We start from the raw sequence: 21375 nt of genomic DNA, 5'->3' as shown, positions 1-21375 counted from the left end.
ACGGCGTGGAAGACCCCGCACTAGATTCGGAACCGGAGTTCAGGTTCATCTTAGAGGGGGTTTCTCATGATCGTCGTCACCACGCCCACCGGACAGATCGGCAGCGCACTCGTAGAGCGGCTGCTCACCGAGGGGGAGCCGGTGCGGGTCGTCGCCCGCGACGCCGCGCGCCTCGACCCCGTGGTGCGGGAACGCGCGGAAGTGATCGAGGGGTCGCACGGGGACGCCGCCGTGCTCGACAAGGCGCTGCCGGGAGCCGACGCCCTGTTCTGGCTGGTTCCTCCGAACCCGGCCGCGCCGAGCACGCGGGGGCACTATCTGTCCTTCGCCCGCGCCGCCGCGGCGGCCGTCTCCCGCCACCGCGTCGGCCACCTCGTCGGCGTGAGCAGCGCCGGTCACGGATGGACGGCTCCGGCCGGTGTCCTGTCCGCGGCCTTCGCCATGGACGAGCACCTGGCCACGTCTGGCGCGGCCTACCGGGCGCTCTCCCTGCCCTTCTACATGGAGAACCTGCTGGGCCAGCTCGACGCGATCCGACGGCAGCAGGCGTTCTACCTGACCTGCGCGGGCGACGAGCCGCTGGCCATGATCGCCACCCAGGACGTCGCCGATGCCGCTGCGGGCCTGCTGACCGACCGGTCCTGGTCGGGCCAGGCCTACGTGCCCCTGTTCGGGCCCGACCGCCTCACGCCCGACGGCATGGCGGAGATCATCGGACAAGAGCTGGGCACACCCGTCGCCTACCGGCGCACCGCCATGGAGGAGTACGCCGCGACACTGCGCTCCCGTGGAGTCGGGGACCGCATGGTGCAGGACCTCACCGAGATGTTCGCCGCCCAGGACGACGGGATCTACGAGAAGGACTGGGCCACCGCGACGATCGGGGCGACCGACTTCCGGACCTGGTGCCGCCGCGTGCTCAAGCCCGCCGTCGAGCAGGCGGGATGAGGCAGGCCGTTCCCGCTCACCCCGCACAGCGGGGGAGCAGGACGTCACAGGCTCCGTCCCGCGTCAGGCGTGCTGTCACGGCGGCGTGTGCGAGCACGGAAGCAGGGTGCTCACCACCACCCGCGCCCCGGCCAACCGTCGGCGCGGCGGGGGCGGCAGGGGCGGCACTCCAATGGGTGCGCCCGGTCGCGGAGCCGTGAGCGAGTTCCTACGTTGTGTAACTGTCAAGCGACACGCCGCACAATGGAGGAAAACCATGCGTTTGATATCCGTCCTGCTCCTATCCGCCGCATCCGGCGCCGTCCTCGTCCCGGCGACCGGCACGGCCTACGCCGCCGACAAGGACTGCGCCGACTTCTCGTCCCAGGCCGAGGCGCAGGCCTGGTACAACTCCCACCCGGGCAACGTGGACCGGCTCGACGCCGACAAGGACATGAAGGCCTGTGAGGACCACACGGGCTACTCGTCGTCGGCCACCGACACCTCCGCGGACACCGACACCTCGTCGTCCGCCTCCGACATGGTGTCCACGGCGCCCAGGGACCTCCCCAAGGGCGGTGTCCGGGCCGGTTCGGGCGGGCTGGCCGCCGACGGCTCCGCCGCCGGCCTCCCGATCGGGCTCGCCGTCGCCGGCGCCCTCGCCGCGGGCGGGGTCGTCGTCATGCGCCGCCGCGCCCGGCACGACAGCTGAGGCCGAGACGTTCGAGACGTGCCGCCACCGCGCCACGACATGGAGGGGAGGCATCTGCCGTGACCAGTCCGGAGTCTCCCCGCCATGGCAAGGGCCGCGATCTCATCTGGATCGTGACCGCCGTCGTCTGCGTCCTGCTCGCACTGTCCTCGGCGGTGGACCGCCTGGCGGGCCATGACGCGGCCCACGGGCCCGGGGGCGGGGCCGGCGGCCAGACCGGGCAGGCGCGCCCCGTCGCCCCCCGCGCGCCGTCCGCCCCTTCCGCCCCTTTCGCATCCCGCACTACCGCCCGCGGCTCCGCCGTACCACCACCCGCCCTGCCCCATGCGGCCGACCCGGTCCGCCTGCGCATCGCCGCGCTGGACCTGGACGCCGCGGTCGGCCCGTTGTCCCTGGACTCCGAGGGCCGGCTGCCCGCGCCGGCCGGCCACACCGACGTCGGCTGGTGGCGCGAGGGGCCCTCGCCCGGTGAGGCGGGCCCGGCCGTCATCACCGGCCACCTGGACACGGTCACCGGGCCCGCGGTCTTCGCCGGGCTCGCCGGACTCCGCCCCGGCGACCGGGTCGAGATCACGCGCGCGGACGCGAGCACGGCGGTCTTCGAGGTGCGCGCCACGGCCGAGTACCCCCAGGGCGACTTCCCCACGGACACCGTCTACGGACCCACCCCCGACGCCCAACTGCGCCTGATCACCTGCGCCGGCGCCTACGACCGCGGGGCGGGGCGCTACCTCGCCAACACAGTGGTGAGCGCCACCATGGTCACGCCCTGACCCGCCGTACAAAGGGCGCGGTCGGTGGTGAGGTCAGGCAGATGCCGGGGCGGGCGGCTCCGCCTGGATCTCGGCGCACCACGCGCGGGCCGCGACGGTCTCGGGATGGGTGTCCCCGAGGATCCGCGCCCGCCCCTCGGCCACCTCGCGCGCGCTGTCGAGAGCCTCCTGGCGTTTGCCCTGCGCGTACTGGGCGCGGCTGAGCTGGATGAGCACGCCGAGGACCAGCGGATGCTCGTCCCCGTACCCGGCCTTCTGGCCGCTGAGCACCTGCCGGAACAGTGCCTCCGCCTCGGCGCCGCGGCCGAAGTGCAGGCTTCCCCGCGCGAGGGAGTCCCGTGCCCAGGTGGTCACCAGATGAGCGGGGCCGAGGTGATCTTCGCACTCCGCGACCAGCTCACGGGCCGTCTGTGCGTACTGGCCGAAATCGCCCTGCGCGAAGCGCAGTTCCAGCATCTCGCAGCGGGTCTTGAGCGTGCTGACGTGGCCGTCGCCCAGGACCGCGCGCCGGCCTTCCAGGACGGTGTCCAGGAGCGCACGGGCACGTGCCAGGTCGCCGAGGCGGTGCAGGACCCGCTGGAGCTCGTAGGCGCACTCCAGTGTGCGCAGGTCGTGCGAGCCCAGCGTGCGCGACGCGTCCCGGTGGACCGCGTCCAGGAGCTCGGCCGCCTCGGCGTAGCGGCCGAGACGGAACAGGATGGGACCCTGGCCCGACCTGGCCTCGATGGTCGCCGGGTGGACGGGCCCGAGTTGCTCGGCCGCCGTCTCGGCCGCGACGGACGCCAGGGCCAGCGCGGCGGTCCAGTCACCCGCCTCGTACACCAGCCGGGCGCCCCGCCTTGCGACACGGACGGACTCCTCGGTCACCAGGCCGTGGCGGCGGGAGCGGTGCAGCAGCCCGGCCGCGTGCGGTGCCAGCAGGCGGGCGACGGAACGGGCCCCGGGCGAGGCGCCACCGTCCTGTTCCAGCGCCGCCCGCAACAACTGGGCGCCGGCCGCGAAGAGCCGCTCCCGTTCCGGGTCGGAGATCCCGGCGGCGACGCTGTCCAACAGCACGCCGTGCGCCTGGAGGCAGCGGTGGCCGTCCGCCTCGACCAGGTCGACCAGGGAGTGGTCCAGGAGCGCGCGCAGCGCCTGCTCCATCCGCGCGGGGAGCAACGGTGGATCGAGATGTCCGAGGACGACGTCGCCGCGCGCCGCGGGCAGCAGCAGCGAGAGGGGTACCGGATCCGCCGCCCAGCACGAGAGCAGCCGCAGCAGGCTGGTCGTCTCCGGCAGACCGCCCGCCGCCAGGGCGTCCAGCGACAACTGCCAGGTACGGCCCACGAGATGACGGGCCTGCTCACCGCCCGCGGCGCCCCCGTCGACCAGGGCCGTGGACTCCTCGTTCAGTTTCCGGTCGTACTCGTCCATCGACCACGACTCCACCAGTTGGTGCGCCAGATGGGCCCCGGCCAGCGTCAGGGCCAGGGGCAGACACCCCAGACGCTCGGCCACCTTGTGCGCGGCCTCCTGCCCTCCCACCTGCGGGGCCAGGTCCCGTAGGACCGACGCCGCGTCGTGCAGGGGGAGTACGCCGAGGCGATGGCTGCGCACCCCGGGGCCCTGCCACAGCGCGGAGGTCGCATGACGGCTCGTGACCAGCACGGTCCCCTGCGCGCTGGGGCGCAGCCAGGCGCCCTCCTCCAGCACGGCGGGGTCGTCGGCGTTGTCCAGGACCAGCAGCCACCGGCCCGCCGAGTGGTCCAGGTAGTGCCAGACCAGGTCGGCGGCCGCGCGGTGACCGCCGGCCGCGGCCGCCAGTTCGCCGCTGCCCGCCCCCCGGTCCCCGGCGACGGCCAGCATCCCGGCGCGCAGGGACACGTGCTCGGACGCGTTGACCCACAGCCCGACCCGGCCGTGGTCCCGCACGGCCTCGGTGAACAGGGCGCGGGCGACAGCCGTCTTGCCGCTGCCGCCCATGCCGTGCAGCACATGGACTTCGCCGCCCGGGCCGGCCACGGCGGCGCGCAGGACGCCCATGATCTCGGTGCGGTCGCGCAGCACCCCGGGCGCGCGCCCGACGAGCGGCAGGCGCACCGAGGCGGGAGCCACCGGCTGCGGGACGGCGGGCGCAACCGGCGGGCTGCCGAACAACGGGGCCGCACCAGGGGCGTAGTGGTGGATGTGTTCCTCGATGTACTGGCTGCCACCGGTCTGGTAGACGCGGGCCTGTCCCGAGGCGCGTCCCTGCATCGGTTCGGGCGGGGTCACCGTTCGGTGATGTGCTGGTCGCGTCCGGCCTGGTAGACGCGGGCAGTGCCCGACGCGTGGGCCTGCAGCCGGATCTGCGTACCGGCTTCCGCCGGGAGTGACGGCGCCAGCTCGTCCAGCACCTCACGCAACGCGTCGGCGGCTTCCGGCCGGGCGAGCAGCAAGCGGCGCAGCCGGGCCTGCCACTCAGCGGTCAACTCCGCCTCGGACGCCGTGTCACCCGCCTCCTGGGCCATCAGCAGATCTTCCCGGCCGGCCTCCAGCTCCGCGCGCACGGCGTCGGCTCTGGCCGGTTGGAACCGGTGCCACAGGGCGACGACGCCGTCCCGGGCCGACTCCCACGCATGCGTGGCCATCAGCGTCACGACTGTCGTGCCCGCTGTTCCCGCCAGTGCGGCGATCTCCGGATCCATGACTCCCCCTCAAGGCCGACGTCCGATCTTAGACCGCGGGGGCTGTCCGCTCAGGTCGATTTTCCCAGCGGCCTTCGCGGACGTGGCCTACTGGCGGACCGCCGAGACCAGTCCTCCCGGCCGCTCCTCGCCCTGCGGCGGGGTGCCGAACGGACGGCCGTACGCGGCGGCGCGCTCGCGCAGCGTGTGGCTCTCGGCTCGCCAGCCGTGCCCGGCCAGCCAGCCCACCGGGTCGTCGGGCATCTCCGAGACCCACATCGACGCCGCCGATCCCGGGGCGGCCTCCGCGCGGAAACGTTCGATCACGCCGCGCGAGCCCAGGGTCAGCCCCATCCGGCTGCCCGCCGCGGACCGCGTGCCGATCCGCGCCAGCAGCAGTTCCACCGCGTCCTGCGGCAGGTAGATCAGGAGCCCCTCGGCGATCCACACGGTCGGCTCGGCCGGATCGTGCCCCGCGGCGGCGAGCACCTGCGGCCAGTCCTCGCGCAGGTCCGCGGCGACGGTGATCCGCTCACAGCGGGCGACGGCGCTCTCCTGGCGCAGCACGGACGCCTTGAACTCCAGGCATTCCGCCGTGTCGATCTCGAACAGGCGGGTGCCCGGGGGCCAGTCCATCCGGAAGGCGCGGCTGTCCATACCGGCGCCGAGCAGCACGACCTGCCGGATGCCCGAGCCGGCTGCCTGGCGCAGCAGGTCGTCGAGGAACTTCGTCCTGATGACGATGGAGTACGACAGGGCCTGGCGTCGGCGTTGCTCTGCCTCGTCAGCGGCTCGCCGCGGCGAGGAGGGCCCCAGGCCGCCGGCGGCGGCGAAGGCCCGGGCCAGCGGATCGCGGAACAGGGCGTCCGTCCGCTCGGACTCCCGGGCACGCACCCTGGCCACCCCCACGGCCGTGGCCCAGACACCCGCCGGCTGCCGGCGCTCCTGCGTCTCAGCGGCACCTCGTTCCTGCGCCCGCGCCGCACCCTGCTCCGGCTTCTCCAGCTCCCGTTCCCCAGTCACGGCGCCAGCCTAGGAGATGGGTGTCACCGGGCTCGGGGAGGGGCCGGGGGGTATGGCCAGGCACGAGAGCGCATCGCCGTACGAGCACTGCCCGCTGCGGCGGCGAGCGCTCCGTCGAGCACTCCGTCGAGACCGGCCGGTCACCACCGCGACGGGCCGATTTGCGGGGCGGGCCCGCTCGGGGAGGATGGAACAGGACGGCCGCAGCAGGTCGCGACGGGGGCGGCCGCGGTGCCTCCTGGTCCGCGGTCCACACACGTCTGTCCCTCAGGAGGGCCGCGTCATGCCGGTTTGCCGTACCCGCGACGGTGTCGAGATCTTCTACAAGGACTGGGGCACGGGACGCCCCGTGGTGTTCATCCACGGCTGGCCCCTCAACGGCGACGCCTGGCAGGACCAGCTCAAGGCGGTCGCGGACGCCGGGTACCGGGGCATCGCCCACGACCGGCGCGGACACGGCCGGTCCACCCCCGTCTATGACGGCTACGACTTCGACACGTTCGCCGACGACCTGAACGACCTGCTCACCGGGCTCGACCTGCGCGACGTCACCCTGGTCGCGCACTCCATGGGCGGTGGGGAGCTCGCCCGCTACATCGGGCGTCACGGAACCGAGCGGGTACGCTCCGCCGTCCTCCTGTCGGCCATCCCGCCGGTGATGCTCCAAGGGCCGGACAACCCGGAGGGCGTCCCGCAGTCCGTCTTCGACGACATCAAGGCGGGCATCCTGAAGGAGCGTTCCCAGTTCTGGAAGGACACCGCCGTCGGGTTCGTCTCCGCCAACAGGGAGGGGACCAAGGCGACGCAGGGCAACCAGGACGCGTTCTGGTACATGGCGATGGCGCAGACCATCAAGGGGGGCGTGGACTGCGTGGATGCCTTCGGGACGACGGACTTCCACGAGGACCTGAAGAAGTTCGACGTCCCTACGCTGGTCGTCCACGGCGACGACGACCAGGTGGTGCCGATCGACGCGACTGGCCGCAAATCGGCGAAGCTCATCGCCGGCGCTGAACTGAAGGTCTACGAGGGCGGCAGCCACGGCATCGCCATGGTCCCCGGGGACAAGGAGCGTTTCAACCGGGACCTGCTGGAGTTCCTCGAGAAGTAGCGCCTGTCAGGAGAGCGCGGGTCCGGGCGACGCCTGTTCCGGACGACCGGCCGCGCCCCCTCAGAGTGTGATGGGCCCCAGTTCGGCTGCGGTCTGGGCGAGCGCCCGCACGGCCGGACTGTCGGCGTCGGTGCGCCAGGCGAGGGCCCACGCGAGGGCAGGGGCGTCGTCGAGGGGGAGGAAGACGATCCCCGGCGGCAGGTTGTAGCGGGCGGCGATCTCGCCCAGCGGGTGGACGCAGCGCCCGGCGGCGACCAGGGAGAGGATCTCGTGGAAGGTCCGGGCGGCCGGACCGCGCGGGATGCGGCGGCCCAGCGGGGTACGCATGGGGACCATCGCGTCGACCCAGTACCCGGGAGCCCGCGGACCGAGGTCGACCACGTGGTGGTCGGCCAAGTCCTCCAGCGATGCTCGGCCGCGCCCGGCGAGCGGATGGCCGGCCGCCACGGCGAGGACCCTGCCCCCGGTGAGCACGATGGGGCCCACGGTGACGTCCGGTTCGGCGACGGGCAGCCACAGCACGTGGGCGTCGTGTTCGCCGGAGCGCAGCGCGGTGAACGCGTCGTGGGCGTTGATCTCGCCGAACTGGATGTCGTTGCCCGGGTGGCGTGCGCGGAACGCCTCGACGAGAGGGCGCAGTTCGTGTCCGGCGTGGCCGAAGACGCCGAGGCGCAGGGTCGTGCCGGCACCCGGGCCCGCCGCCTGAGCACGGGCGAGCCCCTCGTGCAGCAGCTCGACGGCCTGCTGGAGATCCTCCCGCAGCCGCCGTCCGACCGGGGTCAGCGTCACGCTGCGGCTGGTGCGGTCGAACAGCGCCACGCCCAGACGGCGCTCCTGCCGGCTGATGGCCTGGCTGACGCGGGCCTGTGAGACGTGCAGCCGCTGTGCGGTGCGGCTGAAGTGCAGTTCCTCGGCGAGAGTCAGGAAGATCTCGATGTCACGCAGTTCCACATATCACCCTCAGGTTATGAATAGCCGCACGAAGCTTATCTTGTTCCTCCTCTGACCTGCATCGATGCTGAATGCGTCAACCAATGGCCCGGTGATGACGGGCGGCGGGGCCACGTCGAACGCCGGTGACGGCGGACGCCGGACGGACGCCGGCCCCGGCCGGGGAACAGGAGGGGAAGTGCGATGCAGGCTCCACAGGATGTACTGCGTGACGTCGTCGACCGCATCGAGATCGACGCACTGTGCGGCGAAGTCACCGACGCGGTGACGATGCGTGACTTCGACCGTGTCGCCTCGCTGTTCACGCCGGACGGCACGATGCGGTGGCCGCACATCGGCAAGGAGTTCGTCGGCCGCGACGAGATCCGCGCCGGAATCGAGTGGGGCCAGGGACTCTGGGAGTTCTTCGTGCAGCACGTCCACCCCGGCGTCGTCCGGCTCGACGGCGACGAGGCCGCCGGACGCACGTATGTCCAGGAGTTCGGGCGTCTGCACAGCGGGGACTCTCATCTGAACTACGCCATGTACCACGACCGCTACCGACGGACGCCCGACGGCTGGAAGTTCAGGGAACGCGTCTACGAGGTCAGGTACCTCGACTCCACCCCTCTCACCGGCGCCCCGCCCGCAGGCCGGCGCCGGTTGGGCTGATCGGGCGTCCAACCCTCGGTCGACGTCCGGCGACAGGTGCGTCATCGCCCCTATCGCGAGACACGTGTGTCCCGGACCTGTTCACCTCATCCAGAAACGCACTCTCTTCGAGTTCAGGAGTCTCACCGTGAACCTTTCCCTCTGGATCGCCGCAGGCCTGCTGACCGCGGTCGCCCTGACCGGCGGCTTCAGCAAGGCCTTCATCCCCAGGGCCACGCTGGCCGCGCAGCACGGCGGCGAATGGACACAAGCCGCAGGTCCAGGCTTCGTCAAGGCGCTCGGAGTCCTCGAACTCCTGGCCGCTGCCGGGCTGATCCTGCCCGCGGCCCTGGGCATCGCACCCGTCATGGTGCCCGTGACCGCAGCCTGCTGGATCGCCCTCATGGTCGGCGCGATGATCACCCACGGTCGCCTCGGTCAGCGCGGACTCGTGCTGTTGAACTCGGCCTACCTGGCACTTGCCGCCTTCGTCGCCTGGGGCCGCTTCGGGCCGTGGCCGTTCGGAGGCTGACGCGGAGCCGCACACGTGCACGGTTAGGGTGGGCACGGGAGCCGCAGTGCTTCTCGGGGGCATGGTGTCCGACGGGGAAGAACGGAGAACGCAGCACGTGAGCACGACCGCGTCCACCTCACGCACCCTGATCCTCGAGGAGTTCGGCACGCTGCCGCGGCTCGGCGAACGGGCCGTGCCCGAGCCGCGCCCCGGGCACACTCTCGTACGGGTCGCGGCGGCCACGGTCGCGCACCTGGACCTGAACATCCTCGACGGCCAGTTCGGCATCCTGCCCGAGCTGCCGTTCGTCCCCGGCACCCAGGGCAGCGGCCACGTCGTCGTCTCGGACACCCACCCCGCGGGCGCACTGGTGCGGCTGCGCGGCGAGGGGCTCGGCCTTGACCGCGACGGCGCCTGGGCCGAGCACGTGCTCGTGCCGGACGCCGCCGTGGAACCCATGCCCGAAGGCACCGACCCCGCCCTGGCCTGCATCTACTTCTCGCCGGTCGGCACCGCGTGGGCGACCGTGCACGCTGTCGCCCGGGTCGAGCCGGGGGAGCGGGTACTGGTCACCGGCGCGTCCGGCGCCGTCGGCGCCATGGCCGTACAGCTCGCGGCGCGCGCCGGCGCGCAGGTGGTCGGCGCGGTCGGCCGCCCGGCGAAGCTCCCGCACGTGCCTGACGCCGCGACGGCGCTGCTCGCCTCCGACCTCTCCGAGGAGGCGATCGGCGGCAAGGCCGACGTGCTGATCGACACGGTCGGCGGACAGATCCTGCGCGACGCCCTCACCCTGGTCCGCCCGCGCGGCCGGGCCGCGCTCCTCGGCTACACGGCCGGCCGCGAACTCACTTTGGACCTCGCCGACTTCTTCCTCGCGGACGTCACCCTCCTCCCGGTCAACATGATCAGCCGCGGCGCGGAGGTCGCCCCCGAGGTGCTGCGCCTGCTGCCGGACCTGTCCTCGGGCGTCCTGACCCTGCCGTTCGAGCGGTACGGGGCAGCCGCGCTCGGCGAGGCGGTGGAGCGGCTGCGCACGGGTGCGGCCGTGGGCAAGATCGTGCTGGACATGCGGGACGGCGCGGACGCCTGACCGGCGGCGTGCTCCCGGGGGCCCGCGGTCCCACGATGTCGGGGCGCTGCCGCACCAATTCGATGGCCCGCACCGGCTCCCGGCTGTCAGGCTGCCGTCATGAGTCCCGAGCCCCTGGGCGCGCCCGGCATCTCCCGCCTGGGCGACTCCATCGACGCGCGTGCGCTGTTCGGTCCCGAACTCGCGGCGCTGCTCGACACCCTGCGCGGGCTGGCACCCTCCGACTGGCGCAGGCCGGCGGCCGGGCGCTGGACGGTGCACGATGTCGCCGCCCACCTCCTCGGCGACTACCACGGACGCCTCGGCCACGGCGGCCGGGACGACATCGCCGACGGCGAGACGCTCGAGGCGTTCATCCACCGCACGAACCAGGACTGGGTCGACCGGCACGTTGGCCACTGCCCCGCCTCGCTCATCGCAGCCCTGGCAGCGGCGGGCGCCCGGCTCGCCCGGCGCTACGCCACCGCCGACCTCGACGTGGCCGCGCTCGGCGTGTCGTGGGCGGGCGTCGACCCCGCGCCGGCATGGCTGGACATCGCCCGGGAGCTCACCGAGCACTGGACGCACCGGCAGCAGATCCGCCACGCCACCGGCCGGGGCACCGACCCGGAGCCGCGCGCCCTTGCCACGGTCCTCGACACGTTCCTGCGGGCCCTGCCCCACACCCTGCGACACACGACCGCGCCGCTCGGGACCCAGGTCCAGGTGGTGGCTGCCGGCGGCACCGTCGCGGTCAGCCGGACGGCCACGGCCACCGCGGGCGGCTGGTCGCTGGCCCCCGCGCCGAGCGGCCGGCCGACCGCGTCCGTACACCTGGACACAGAGACCGCCTGGCGCTTGTGCACGCGGCACATCGACCCCGCGGAGGCCTCGTCCCGCGCCCATGTGCGGGGAGAGCGTCGGCTCGCGGAAGCCGTCTGCCGGATCGTGTCCATCATCTACTGACGCCGCCGCCCACCCCTGCCCCGACATCCGAGGCGGCCGTTCGGGCAGATCAACGCTCCTGGGACCGGGCCGCGGGCTGCGCGTTCCTACGTCGTTCGTAGTGGCGCCGCGCCTTCATCCGGTTTCCGCAGCCTGCCATCGAACACCAACGGGCGCTGTTGCTCTTGGAGTGGTCGATCAAGTACAGGCTGCACTCCTCGGTGTTCTCGCAGTGGCGCAGCCGCCCGGGTGCGCGGCCGTGCAGGGCGTCCCAGGCGACAGCGGCCCGCGCGGCCAGAGCGTGCTCGGCCGGAGCCGTCAGCTCCCACGAGATGCCCGTTCCATCGACGACCGCCCGGTAGTGCACGCCGTTGAGGGCGGGGGCCAGGGCGGTGGGAGAAGCCGTTCCCCGTACGAGCTCTTGCAGCGTGTCGCGCGTGTCGCGCAGCAGCGCGAGGTCCTCGGCGGCGCGCCGGCCGCCGGATTGTTCCCGGATCCACGCGCGGGCGTCCTCGGGATCGGCGAGGCGGTCCACCCGTACGCCGTCGATCGTCGGGGTGGTGTTCAGCAGGGCGAGGAGCAGCTCTTCATCGGGAACCTGGACCTGAACCATGTTTTTCTAACCTCCATTCCTCCTTTGACAGGTTAGCTCCTCCGTGCCTACCGTGTAACCATCAAACAACGCCCAAGGGGGTTAGGTGATGAAGACGGCCATCCACCACCGCTACGCGACCGTCGACGGTCGGCGGCTCTTCTACCGGGAGTCCGGCTCGCCGGACATGCCCACACTCGTGCTGCTGCACGGCTTCCCGACGAGCTCGTACATGTTCCGCAACCTGATCCCGCAGCTCGTGGGCTACCGGGTCATCGCCCCCGACCACCTCGGCTTCGGACTCTCGGACGCGCCGGGTGCGGCGGAGTTCGACTACAGCTTCGACGCCCTCGCCGACCTGACCGCGGGCCTGCTCCGCCATCTCGGCGTGGACCGGTACGCCCTCGTCGTCCAGGACTACGGCGCCCCGATCGGCTGGCGACTGGCACTGCGCGAGCCCGACGCCGTGACCGCGGTCGTCACCCAGAACGGCAACGGCTACGACGAGGGGTTCGTCCCGGCCGGCTGGCAGCCCGTCTGGGACTACCAGCGCCAGCAGACCCCGCAGACCGAGGCGGCGCTCCGCGGAGCCTTCACCCTGGAGGCGATCCGCGCCCAGTACGTGACCGGAGTCGAGGACCCGAGCGTCCTCGCCCCGGACACCTGGACCCTCGACCACGCCTACATCTCGCGGCCCGGCAACGCCGAGGTGCAGCTGAAGCTGTTCCTCGACTACACCACCAACCCGCCGCTGTACCCAGCGCTCCACGCCTGGCTGCGCAGCAGGCAGATCCCGGTCCTGGCCACCTGGGGCAAGCACGACCCCTTCTTCGGCCCCGACGGCGCCCGGGCCTTCGCCCGGGACACCGGGAACGCCGAGATCCACGTGATGGAGGGCGGCCACTTCCTCCTGGAGAGCGCGGGGGACGAAGTCGCCGCGCTGATCCGCGAGTTCCTGTCGAAGCACCTGCCGGAAGTGGCGTCAGCTCCTGCCCCGGCCGGCTGAGCCGACCCACGGCACGAGGCCGCTGCCGCAGCCGCAGCCGTTTCGGCCCGGGCCCGGACCGCATGACATTTGTACGGGCCGGGTCGGTACGGCTCGCTCTGCCGGGGCGGGCCCCTGATCCGCCAAGCTCAGTGCTGCCGGAAGAACGCGGCGGAGCACGGACGGACTCAGGGGGCCACAGGCGATGGGCAGCAGCAAGGTGACGGTCGAGCAGGCGCGGGAAACGGTGCGGGGTACGGACTTCCAGGGGCTGCCCACCTGGTACTTCCCGATCATGGGATGCCTGGCCGGTGTCTTCGACGTCGCCCGCGCCTACCCGGCCGTGTACTGGGTGATCCCCGTCGTCCTGATCCTCAACCTCACCTTGACGTTGACTGTTCTGCGGACCCGGATGCGTCTGATGCGGGCGCTGTGGAAGAACAAGCGGACGCGGTTTCTGGCGCTGGGCCTGGTGGGGGCGCGGTTCGCGGTGCGGGCCGGGCTCGGGGCCGTCGGGTTCGCCCTGGGAACGGCCGCGGGCGGTCTGTTCGTCGGCATCCTGATGGCGGTACTCGGCACGGTGATGGCGTGGGGCGACCAGTGGCTGGTGCTGCGGACCTTGCGCCGCGGCGCGGCCGCCTGACTCTCCGTCCGGGTGAGGTGCCCCGCGTCCCGGTGTGTTCGGCATCCGCGCCCCCGTCGGCGCAGCACCCCGACTGACCTGCCCGTACGCGCCCCACAGCTCGGGCCCGGACGAGCGAACCGCCGTTCGGGAGAATGGCGTTCGGTGCGGCCCGGGACGACGGCACTGGCGCTCGCCCCCGTCGGCGTGGGACGGTGGGGAACAAGAGAGCGAGCCGGCACCAGCATCCGTCGGCTCTTCGGACACCGGACGTTGCTCCCTCCCAGGGCATCCGGCGTCCGCCTTGGGCACCGGTCCCGGCAGTGAGGGGCCGGCTCGTCCTCGGGCTCATCACCCCCCGGAAGGGGGCCGCCATGAACATCACCCGCGAACTGCACGGCAGCACCGCGACCCTGACACCGCACGGGGACATCGACTACGACCACCTGGGCGAACTGCGCGCGTGCCTCGACCGGTTGCCGCGGACGGTAACGCGCGTGGTGTGGGACCTGCGCGACACCCCGTTCGTGGACGTCGCCGGCCTGCACCTGTTCGACACCGCTCCCGCGTCCGTACGGGAAGTCGTCGTCACCCACCTGCGCTCTCAGCCGCACCGGCTGATCGAGACGGCCCGCGCCCTGTTCCCGTACCTGGAATGGGACCGCTACCGGACCGGCCCGGACGCCCAGGCCGCCTGAACCACCACCGTCCTGCGGCGCGACGCCCGGACCGGCACATGAACCCCTACAAGAACACCTGACACGCTCCAGCGGTGACCGGCGCCACCACAGGCGCCGGTCACCGCTGCTGCGTGGCCGTGAGGACGAGGGCCGCCTGGTCGTCGTCCACGCCGTGGGCCCCGGTGAAGGCGCGGAGCGTCCGGGTCAGGGTGTCGATGACGTGCTGCGGCGTGTGCGGGGCGCCGAGCCGCGCGCCGAGAGCGGCGGCGAGGCGCTCTTCGCCGAACTGGCGGTTTTCCTCGTTCCGGGCTTCGGTGATGCCGTCCGTGTAGAGCAGCAGACTCTCGCCCGGCGCGAGGTGCAGGTCGTGCTCCGGCAGATGAGGGTCGGGGGTGATGCCGATCAGGGAGCCCTCGCTCTGCAGCGGACGGGCGGGGCCCAGACCGTCGACGACCAGAGGATGGTTGTGGCCGGCGCGGACCAGAGTGAGGTCGACGCCGTCGGCGGTGGGGGTGAGGTGGCCGTGGACGAGGGTGACGAAACCGGTGCCGTGGGTCTGGGGACGTTCCAGCAAGGCACGGTTGACGGCGTCCACGACGGCGGCGGGGCCCGGCAGCAGCGGCGCGACGGCCCGCGCGGTGTGACGGACCAGCGCGGTCGTGGTGGCGGCGTGGGCGCCGCGTCCGCACACGTCGCCCAGCATGAAGGCCCAGCGCCCGCCGGCGAGGGGGAAGACGTCGTAGAAGTCGCCGCCGATGTCGAGCCCTTCACCGGCCGGGTGGTAGTAGACGGCGGCCTCGGCCGCGGGCAGGGCGGGCACCTCGGGCAGCAGCAGACCCGCTTGGAGGTCGCGGGCGAGGGTGGCGCGCTGGGTGTACTGGCGGGCGTTGAGAGCGGCGGAGGCGGCCCGCCGGGCCAGCTCCTCGGCGAGGGCGACGGTGTGCCCGTCGAAGGCGTGCTCGCGGGTGGACAGCAGCGTCAGGGCGCCGAAGGCTCGCTGCCGGTCCAGCAGCGGGACGCACAGGTAGCCGGTGACACCCAGCTTGTGCCAGGGGCCGGGGCCGGTCGGGGTGCGGCGGGCGATCTCGCTCATGCCGGAGGCGAGCACCCGGGCGACCGCGTCGTCGGCGGCGTCGTGGACGGGTACGTGCGCGGCGAGCAGCGCCTGGTCCTCGCGGGTCGCGGCCGTGGTCGCGATGCGCCTGACGCGGCCGCCCTCGATGACGTCCACGGCGCACAGCGGGGCCAGGGCCGGCGCACAGCTGTCGGCCAGCCGCTGCAAGGTCTGGGTGTGATCCAGGTCGGAGGTGAGCGCGGTCCCGGCCTTCAGCAGGAACGCCAGGTCGTCACGGGCCGCCTTCTCCCTCGCCTCGGCCGCCTCGCGCGCCTGGTCGGCCTGGTGGCGTTCGATGGCCAGTGCGGCGGTGCCGGCGAAGACCCGGGCCAGCGCGAGGTCGGAGGCCTGCGGGCTGCGGGGCGTGCGGTGGTACATCGCGAAGGTGCCCAGCAGGGAGCCGTCGCGGGCCAGGATCGGCGTGGACCAGCACGCCGCGAGACCGGCCTTGTCGGCCAGGTCGCGGAAGTCGTCCCAGAACGCGTCCGTGGCGATGTCGCTGACGATGACCGGGCGGCGGCGGTGGGCCGCCGTGCCGCAGGAGCCGACGCCCTCACCGGTGGCGATGCCGTCGATGGCCTGGTTGTAGAAGGCAGGCAGGCTGGGAGCCGCGCCGTGACGCAGATGACGCCCGTCGGCGTCGGCCAGCAGCACCGAGACCAGGACCTCTTCGGGCGCCAGGTCCTCGATGACGCGGGCCATGCCCTCCAGCACCTCGGCAAGCGGCGCCTGCCGGGCGATCTGCTCCAGCAGCGCGCGATGCTCGGCCGTCAGCTGCTGCGCGTGTTTGACCTGGGTGGTCTCCACCCCCAGCACCCGCACGCCGCGGACGATGCCGCCGGCCTCCACGCGCGGCTCGTAGGTGAAGTCGAAGAAACCCTCCCGAGCGTCGGGGCCCGTGCCGAGGACCACCCGGGCGTCGCGTCCGACGTAGGGCTCACCGGTGCGGTACACCCCGTCCAGCAGGGCGATGAAGCCCTGCCCGGCGAGTTCCGGCATCAACTGCGCGAGCGGCACGCCGGTCCGCGCCCGCTCACCGCCGCCGATCGCCGTGAAGAACGCGTCGTTGGCCGCCTCCACCACGTGTGCGGGACCCGCGAGGGACGCGAAGATCGCCGAGGAACCGCCGAACAGCGCCCGCAGATCCCCTTCCGCGTCGCCCTCAGGCATCCGACCGGCGTCGGGTCGCGCCGCCGGGTGCGGCTGCTGCTCGGGAACGCGCGTCATCACCCAGCTGCCTCTCGTGGTCCGCTCGCGCCGCGGACACCGTGCCCCCGACGGCCCCGGGCACACCGTCACCGGCATCGAGGGCTTCCTGAACTGTCTCATGCACGGTGATCACCTGGTCCAGGCCGGTCTGCCTGAGGGTCCGGGCCACGGAACCGGGCACGGCCGTCAGCCGCAGCAGGCCTCCGTAGGCGAGCAGCCGCTGATAGATCACGACCAGGCAGTTGATGCCGGTGGAATCGCAGAACGACAACTGGGCGCAGTCGACCACGACCACGCGCGGCAGCTCCGGCCCGGCGAACAAGGTGGTGGCCGCCTCCCGCAGCTGGACCGCGCTGTCGAGATCCAGATCACCGCGCAGTACGAGTACGCTCGCCCGCGCGTCCGGATTGACCTCCACCGAGAACACCCTCAGCCGCCTCCACCTCGCCCGTCACCTGTATGTGCCGATGACAGGGATATCACCCATCCGGCCGGCGCGGCGTTGTGGGGTACGACCTGCTGCGCGGGCCGGGCGGGGGGCGTACGTCTGGCCGCGCGGGCCCGCCTCCTCGCCGTGACACGGTCGACCACCTCCCTCTTCGTAGACGTGCCTTCACAGGCGCGACGTTCCCCGGCACGCTCCCTGGCCGTCCGAGGCGTGCGCGGGCGACAATCGCCCGCATGACCGAGTCCTCCGGTGGCCCGTCCACCTTCCGTGACCTGTCCGCCTTCGTCGCGTGCCCGCGCGTCAGCTCCCTCGCCCTGTCCGTCGACGGCACGCGACTCGTCGCGGCCGTGCAGTCCCTGTCCGGGGACGGGGCGCGCTTCGTGTCCGGCCTGTGGGAGATCGATCCCGCCGGACAGCGCGAGGCGGTGCGGCTGACCCGGTCCGACAAGGGCGAATCGGGGCCGGTGTTCGGTCCGGACGGGACGCTGTACTTCCTGTCCGGTCGTCCCGCCGCGGACGGCGACGACGACGAGGGCGCCGCACTGTGGGCGCTGCCGCCGCGCGGCGAGGCCGCCGTCGTGGCCCGGCACCCGGGCGGGATCGCCGCGGTCACCGTCGCCCGGGACTCCGGCGCGCTGTGCCACACGGCCGGGCTGCTGCCCGGTGCCGCCGACGCCGAGGCGCACGGCAAGCTCCGCGCGGCGCGCAAGGACGCGAAGGTCACCGCGATCCTGTACGAGGCCGGGCCGACCCGCGCCTGGGACCACGACCTGGGTCCGGAGGAGCCGCACACCTTCGTCCGCGCGCACGCCGGCGCGGAACCGGTCGTCGCCGGCGGGCAGGGGACCGGCCTGGAGGACCCGGGGGACGCGGCGTTGTCGCCGGACGGCACGCGGGTCGCGTACCGCAGGTTCGTGCCCGGGCGGGTCCCCGACGAGCACCGGTCCGCCGTCGTGGTGGCCGACGCGGTGACGGGGGAGGAGATCCGGGTCGTCGGCGACCTGGAGCACTCCTACGAGTCGCCGAGGTTCACACACGACGGCTCGGCCCTCGTGTGCTCGCGGTTGCGCTACCCGACCTACGACGACCCCTGGGACGCGACCCTCGTCCGGGTCGACGTGGCGGACGGCGCGGTGCGGGACCTGCTTCCCGGGTTCGACAACTGGCCGGTCGAGGTGGCCTGTTCACCAGCGGACGACACCCTCTTCTTCACCTGCGACGAGCAGGGGCACGCGCCCGTCTTCCGGCGCGACTCCGACGGTGGCGTCACACGTCTCACCGCTTCCGGCGCGTACGGTTCGCTGAGCGTGGCCCCCGACGGCCGGACGCTCTACGCCCTGCGCCACGCGGTCGACGCGCCGCCGACGCCCGTCCGCATGGACGCCGGCGCCGCCGATCAGACTCCGGCCGCCCTGCCCGCCCCGGGTGACGTCGGCGCGTTGCCCGGCACGCTCACCGAGGTGCACGTGGAGGCGGACGACGGGTTCGTACTGCGCTCCTGGCTCGTCCTGCCCGAGGGCGCGTCCGCCGAGCGGCCCGCCCCGCTGCTCGTCGCCGTCCACGGCGGACCACAGCTCAGCTGGAACGGCTGGACCTGGCGGTGGAACCCCTGGCCGTTCGCGGCGCGGGGTTACGCGGTGCTGCTGCCGGACCCGGCCCTGTCGACCGGATACGGCCAGCTCAACCACCGGCGCGGCTGGGGTCAGTGGGGCGGGCGCCCCTACGCGGACGTGATCGCGCTGACCGACGCGGCCGAGGCCCGGGACGACATCGATGCCGGGCGTACGGCGCTCGCGGGCGGCTCGTACGGCGGGTACATGGCGAACCGGGTCGCCACCAGCACGGACCGGTTCAAGGCGATCGTCAGCCACGCGGGCCTGTGGGACCTGCGGATGTTCCAGGGCGACACCGATGTGCCCTGGTACTTCCAGCGGATCTTCGGCGACCCGCTGACCCGCCCCGAACGGTACGAGGCCGACTCACCGCACCTGGACGTCGCGAAGATCCGCACCCCCATGCTCGTCATCCACGGCGCGAAGGACTACCGCGTGCCTGTCGGACAGGGCGCCGCGCTCTTCCAGGAACTCCAGCGGCACGAGGTCCCCGCGAAGTACCTCTACTTCCCGGACGAGAACCACTGGATCCTGAGCCCGAACCACGCGCGCCTGTGGTACGAGACGTTCCTCAACTTCCTCGACCACCACGTCCTCGGCGCCACGTGGCAGCGGCCCGGGCTGCTGTGACGGTCTCAGGCAGCGGTGGGCCTGCGCGCAGGTCCACCGTAGGGGCCCGGGTGTAAGTCGATGGAACCGCCTCCCGAACCTCACGTACGGTCGATCCGTGCTGATCACAACGGGTGCCCCACGCAGGCTCGGCCGTCCTCCCTCCGAGGCGCGGCTGCACTTCGACACGGAGATGCAGGAGACCGGCGGCGGGGCGCGCCGCCGCCTGCTCATGGTGGACGACGAGCCCGCCTTCGAACTCAGCTTCTACTGCGGGACCTGCCCGCTCCTGTTCCGCCGCCTGATCACCTCGACCCAGACGCTCTCCCTGGAGGACGTCCAGGAACAGCTCACCGGGACGCTGGACGATCCGGACGACGGCGGAGTGATCGACGCGTTCGGCAGGCTGCTGCCGCAGGGCGAGTACCTTCCGCTGCTCCTGGAGGTGCGACCCCGGCTGGTCGCCCCCGGCAAGGAGGGCGACTACTTCAGCGGCGAGCAGGTCGTGACCTGGGGGATGGACCAGTTCTGGGGCCTGCCGGAGTACCCGAACACGCCGTACTACCGCACGTTCGAGACCGTCGTCGACGCGGACGCCCACCTCTACGAGTTCGTCGTGCCGATGGTCGCTCCGACGTGGAACACCAGGGAGCGCGTCGAGGAGTACGCCGGCCTCATGGAGAAGGGAACCGTCCCCACGGCCGTGGCCCTGTCCACCCTCGACGTGTGCGAACCCGCTTCCGGGATGGCGCAGGACCAGTACCGGCACTGGGGCCTCACACATTTCCTCCTCGACGGCCACCACAAACTGGAGGCGGCCGCGTCGACCGGCAGCCCGGTACGGATCATCTCCCTCCTGGCCCTGGACGAGGGCCTGGCAAGCGCGGACGACTGCGCCCGAGTCCCCGCCCTGCTGACCCGGCCACGGGCGGCGCGGGGGAGCGGGGCCTGAAACGGTGTCGGTGGCCCCGGCTAGCGTGTGGCGCATGGATGGGCGCATCGCACGTATGCACGGCATTGAGCGGCGGCAGATAGACGACGCCTGGCAGCGGATCGAGTCCTGGCTCGGGCGGCACGCTCCGGCGACGGTGGCGAACCTGCTGCCCGGGGCGTCCGAGCACGAGCTGGACGAACTGCAGGCGGCACTGGGTGTTCGCCTCCCGGTCGGGCTGCGGGCCTTGTGGAGCCGGCGGGCGGGTGCGGGACCGGACCCGATGCCTGGCTTCATGCCGGCGGGGAGCGCGCTGATGCCGTTCGAGGCCGTTCGCAGGGTCTATGAGACATACATGGTGTTGCTCCGGCGTGATGAAGAGGCGCAGCGGCGAAAAGGGGCGACGCGGGAGATCCCGCTGTGGCGCGCCTCCTGGATTCCCTTCGCATCGCTGGACGCGGACGCGCTCTCCGGGCTGTGCGTGGACGCCGAGACCGGCAGGATCTGGTCCTGGTGCGAGTACGAGGAACGCGGCATCCCGTTCGAGTCACTGACGGATTACCTCGAGGAGATGGCCGATGTCCTCGACGTTCCGGAACTCGCGAAGGAGGCCGGGGTCGGCCTGATGAACGGTTTCCTCGTGTGGGGGACGCCGCAGGACGAGACCGAACGGGCCGCCTGGGAGCCATTGGCTGGTTGACGGATGCGGGCCGGTGCTCGGTGCTCGCGACGCAGGGCGGACGGTGGGCCGTGAGGCCGTTGCCGTCCGCCTCGCCTAGTCGCCGCTCAGTCGATCACCACCATGTCCTGCCAGCAGACCGCCAGGTCCTTGTGCAGGTCCTCCCGGCGCTGGAAGCCCGCCGGAATCGGCGCGTTGGCGTCGAAGTAGAAACCCATGACGAGCAGCTGGGAGCCCTTCTGGGTCGACTTCAGCCGGTTCCACAGCTTGTTCACGTCCGTCTCGATCTCCTTGACGAACGCGGCCTTCTGGTACTCGGTGGCGCGCAGCGTCTTCAGTTCGACGATGATCCGCTGATTGACGGGACTGCTTCCGTTGAGCACCAGGTCAGTACGTTGCTGGCCCTCGTAGACGTACTGCTCCCGTAACACGTCCAGGGTCGAGTCCTGTGCCCGCAGGTTCCCCGCGAGCTCCGCCTGCAGCCACCACTCCCAGCCCCAGTCGAGCAGTTGGACGCGCTGCGCCCGTGCGCCGTTCTCCCGTATCCAGTTGAAGACGAATTCCTTGAACTGCGGAACCGTGATCGGCATGTA

22 protein-coding genes are annotated in these 21375 nt (G+C 72.5%); 14 read left to right on the top strand and 8 right to left on the bottom strand.

Going from position 1 to position 21375, the window contains the following annotated elements; genetic code table 11:
- Nucleotides 1-66 precede the first annotated feature (66 nt).
- The 3 genes from ACIBW6_RS30960 to ACIBW6_RS30950 all read left to right on the top strand — a co-directional run bounded on the left by ACIBW6_RS30960 (nucleotide 67) and on the right by ACIBW6_RS30950 (nucleotide 2412).
- On the top strand, nucleotides 67-948 hold the full coding sequence (locus ACIBW6_RS30960) for an NAD(P)H-binding protein (protein WP_399065438.1): 882 nt from the start codon (nucleotides 67-69) through the stop codon (nucleotides 946-948).
- Nucleotides 949-1204: 256 nt separating this feature from the next.
- Nucleotides 1205-1639, top strand: coding sequence for an excalibur calcium-binding domain-containing protein (locus ACIBW6_RS30955; RefSeq protein WP_399065436.1), 435 nt, complete (start codon nucleotides 1205-1207; stop codon nucleotides 1637-1639).
- A 59-nt stretch (nucleotides 1640-1698) separates the two neighbouring features.
- Nucleotides 1699-2412, top strand: a complete 714-nt coding sequence (locus tag ACIBW6_RS30950; protein WP_399065434.1) for a class F sortase — start codon at nucleotides 1699-1701, stop codon at nucleotides 2410-2412.
- 33 nt (nucleotides 2413-2445) lie between these two features.
- Here the strand turns inward: ACIBW6_RS30950 and ACIBW6_RS30945 are convergent, their stop codons facing one another.
- From ACIBW6_RS30945 to ACIBW6_RS30935, 3 genes are all read right to left on the bottom strand, one after another.
- Nucleotides 2446-4665, bottom strand: coding sequence for a tetratricopeptide repeat protein (locus ACIBW6_RS30945; RefSeq protein ID WP_399065432.1), 2220 nt, complete (start codon nucleotides 4663-4665; stop codon nucleotides 2446-2448).
- Nucleotides 4662-5078 (bottom strand): hypothetical protein, encoded by a 417-nt coding sequence (locus tag ACIBW6_RS30940; protein ID WP_399065430.1) that lies wholly within the window; start codon nucleotides 5076-5078, stop codon nucleotides 4662-4664. The genes ACIBW6_RS30945 and ACIBW6_RS30940 overlap by 4 nt, the downstream gene beginning before the upstream one ends.
- A gap of 87 nt (nucleotides 5079-5165) precedes the next feature.
- The gene (locus ACIBW6_RS30935; protein WP_399065460.1) at nucleotides 5166-5966 is read right to left on the bottom strand and encodes an SAM-dependent methyltransferase; all 801 of its coding nucleotides are present in this window, start codon (nucleotides 5964-5966) and stop codon (nucleotides 5166-5168) included.
- Between the two features lie 397 nt (nucleotides 5967-6363).
- On the opposite strand from ACIBW6_RS30935, the gene ACIBW6_RS30930 reads away from it, so the two are divergent.
- Entirely contained in the window at nucleotides 6364-7191 is an 828-nt protein-coding gene (locus ACIBW6_RS30930) for an alpha/beta fold hydrolase (protein ID WP_399065428.1), read from the top strand.
- 60 nt (nucleotides 7192-7251) lie between these two features.
- Here the strand turns inward: ACIBW6_RS30930 and ACIBW6_RS30925 are convergent, their stop codons facing one another.
- Nucleotides 7252-8142, bottom strand: coding sequence for a LysR family transcriptional regulator (locus tag ACIBW6_RS30925; RefSeq protein WP_399065425.1), 891 nt, complete (start codon nucleotides 8140-8142; stop codon nucleotides 7252-7254).
- A gap of 183 nt (nucleotides 8143-8325) precedes the next feature.
- Here ACIBW6_RS30925 and ACIBW6_RS30920 point away from each other — a divergent pair, with 183 nt between their 5' ends.
- From ACIBW6_RS30920 to ACIBW6_RS30905, 4 genes are all read left to right on the top strand, one after another.
- A complete protein-coding gene (locus tag ACIBW6_RS30920) occupies nucleotides 8326-8793 on the top strand; it encodes a nuclear transport factor 2 family protein (RefSeq protein WP_399065423.1) in 468 nt (155 codons plus the stop codon).
- A 127-nt stretch (nucleotides 8794-8920) separates the two neighbouring features.
- Entirely contained in the window at nucleotides 8921-9304 is a 384-nt protein-coding gene (locus ACIBW6_RS30915; RefSeq protein ID WP_399065421.1) for a DoxX family protein, read from the top strand.
- A gap of 97 nt (nucleotides 9305-9401) precedes the next feature.
- Nucleotides 9402-10376 (top strand): zinc-binding alcohol dehydrogenase family protein, encoded by a 975-nt coding sequence (locus ACIBW6_RS30910; protein ID WP_399065418.1) that lies wholly within the window; start codon nucleotides 9402-9404, stop codon nucleotides 10374-10376.
- A gap of 99 nt (nucleotides 10377-10475) precedes the next feature.
- Nucleotides 10476-11321, top strand: a complete 846-nt coding sequence (locus ACIBW6_RS30905; protein ID WP_399065416.1) for a maleylpyruvate isomerase family mycothiol-dependent enzyme — start codon at nucleotides 10476-10478, stop codon at nucleotides 11319-11321.
- Between the two features lie 49 nt (nucleotides 11322-11370).
- Here the strand turns inward: ACIBW6_RS30905 and ACIBW6_RS30900 are convergent, their stop codons facing one another.
- Nucleotides 11371-11913, bottom strand: coding sequence for a CGNR zinc finger domain-containing protein (locus ACIBW6_RS30900; RefSeq protein ID WP_399065414.1), 543 nt, complete (start codon nucleotides 11911-11913; stop codon nucleotides 11371-11373).
- Between the two features lie 88 nt (nucleotides 11914-12001).
- Between ACIBW6_RS30900 and ACIBW6_RS30895 the strand changes: the two genes are divergently transcribed.
- The 3 genes from ACIBW6_RS30895 to ACIBW6_RS30885 all read left to right on the top strand — a co-directional run bounded on the left by ACIBW6_RS30895 (nucleotide 12002) and on the right by ACIBW6_RS30885 (nucleotide 14197).
- Entirely contained in the window at nucleotides 12002-12898 is an 897-nt protein-coding gene (locus tag ACIBW6_RS30895) for an alpha/beta fold hydrolase (RefSeq protein WP_399065412.1), read from the top strand.
- A 184-nt stretch (nucleotides 12899-13082) separates the two neighbouring features.
- Complete coding sequence (locus ACIBW6_RS30890) at nucleotides 13083-13520, top strand: hypothetical protein (RefSeq protein WP_399065410.1); 438 nt, start codon at nucleotides 13083-13085, stop codon at nucleotides 13518-13520.
- A gap of 353 nt (nucleotides 13521-13873) precedes the next feature.
- Nucleotides 13874-14197 (top strand): STAS domain-containing protein, encoded by a 324-nt coding sequence (locus ACIBW6_RS30885; protein ID WP_399065408.1) that lies wholly within the window; start codon nucleotides 13874-13876, stop codon nucleotides 14195-14197.
- Nucleotides 14198-14297: 100 nt separating this feature from the next.
- Here the strand turns inward: ACIBW6_RS30885 and ACIBW6_RS30880 are convergent, their stop codons facing one another.
- Entirely contained in the window at nucleotides 14298-16463 is a 2166-nt protein-coding gene (locus tag ACIBW6_RS30880) for a SpoIIE family protein phosphatase (protein ID WP_399065406.1), read from the bottom strand.
- Entirely contained in the window at nucleotides 16456-16929 is a 474-nt protein-coding gene (locus ACIBW6_RS30875) for an STAS domain-containing protein (protein ID WP_399065404.1), read from the bottom strand. The genes ACIBW6_RS30880 and ACIBW6_RS30875 overlap by 8 nt, the downstream gene beginning before the upstream one ends.
- A 254-nt stretch (nucleotides 16930-17183) precedes the next feature.
- Between ACIBW6_RS30875 and ACIBW6_RS30870 the strand changes: the two genes are divergently transcribed.
- The 3 genes from ACIBW6_RS30870 to ACIBW6_RS30860 all read left to right on the top strand — a co-directional run bounded on the left by ACIBW6_RS30870 (nucleotide 17184) and on the right by ACIBW6_RS30860 (nucleotide 20803).
- Complete coding sequence (locus ACIBW6_RS30870; RefSeq protein WP_399065402.1) at nucleotides 17184-19193, top strand: S9 family peptidase; 2010 nt, start codon at nucleotides 17184-17186, stop codon at nucleotides 19191-19193.
- A 97-nt stretch (nucleotides 19194-19290) separates the two neighbouring features.
- Entirely contained in the window at nucleotides 19291-20124 is an 834-nt protein-coding gene (locus ACIBW6_RS30865) for a hypothetical protein (protein ID WP_399065400.1), read from the top strand.
- 34 nt (nucleotides 20125-20158) lie between these two features.
- Nucleotides 20159-20803 carry an SMI1/KNR4 family protein gene (locus ACIBW6_RS30860; RefSeq protein WP_399065398.1) on the top strand — a complete coding sequence of 215 codons (645 nt, stop codon included), beginning with the start codon at nucleotides 20159-20161 and terminating at the stop codon, nucleotides 20801-20803.
- An 86-nt stretch (nucleotides 20804-20889) separates the two neighbouring features.
- Here ACIBW6_RS30860 and ACIBW6_RS30855 read toward each other — a convergent pair whose 3' ends face one another.
- On the bottom strand, nucleotides 20890-21372 hold the full coding sequence (locus tag ACIBW6_RS30855; RefSeq protein WP_399065395.1) for a hypothetical protein: 483 nt from the start codon (nucleotides 21370-21372) through the stop codon (nucleotides 20890-20892).
- Between the last annotated feature and the right edge of the window lie 3 nt (nucleotides 21373-21375).

It is taken from the genome of Streptomyces sp. NPDC049813 (genome assembly GCF_044465085.1).
Lineage (GTDB): Bacteria > Actinomycetota > Actinomycetes > Streptomycetales > Streptomycetaceae > Streptomyces.
This window is presented reverse-complemented; position numbering and strand designations above follow the sequence as displayed.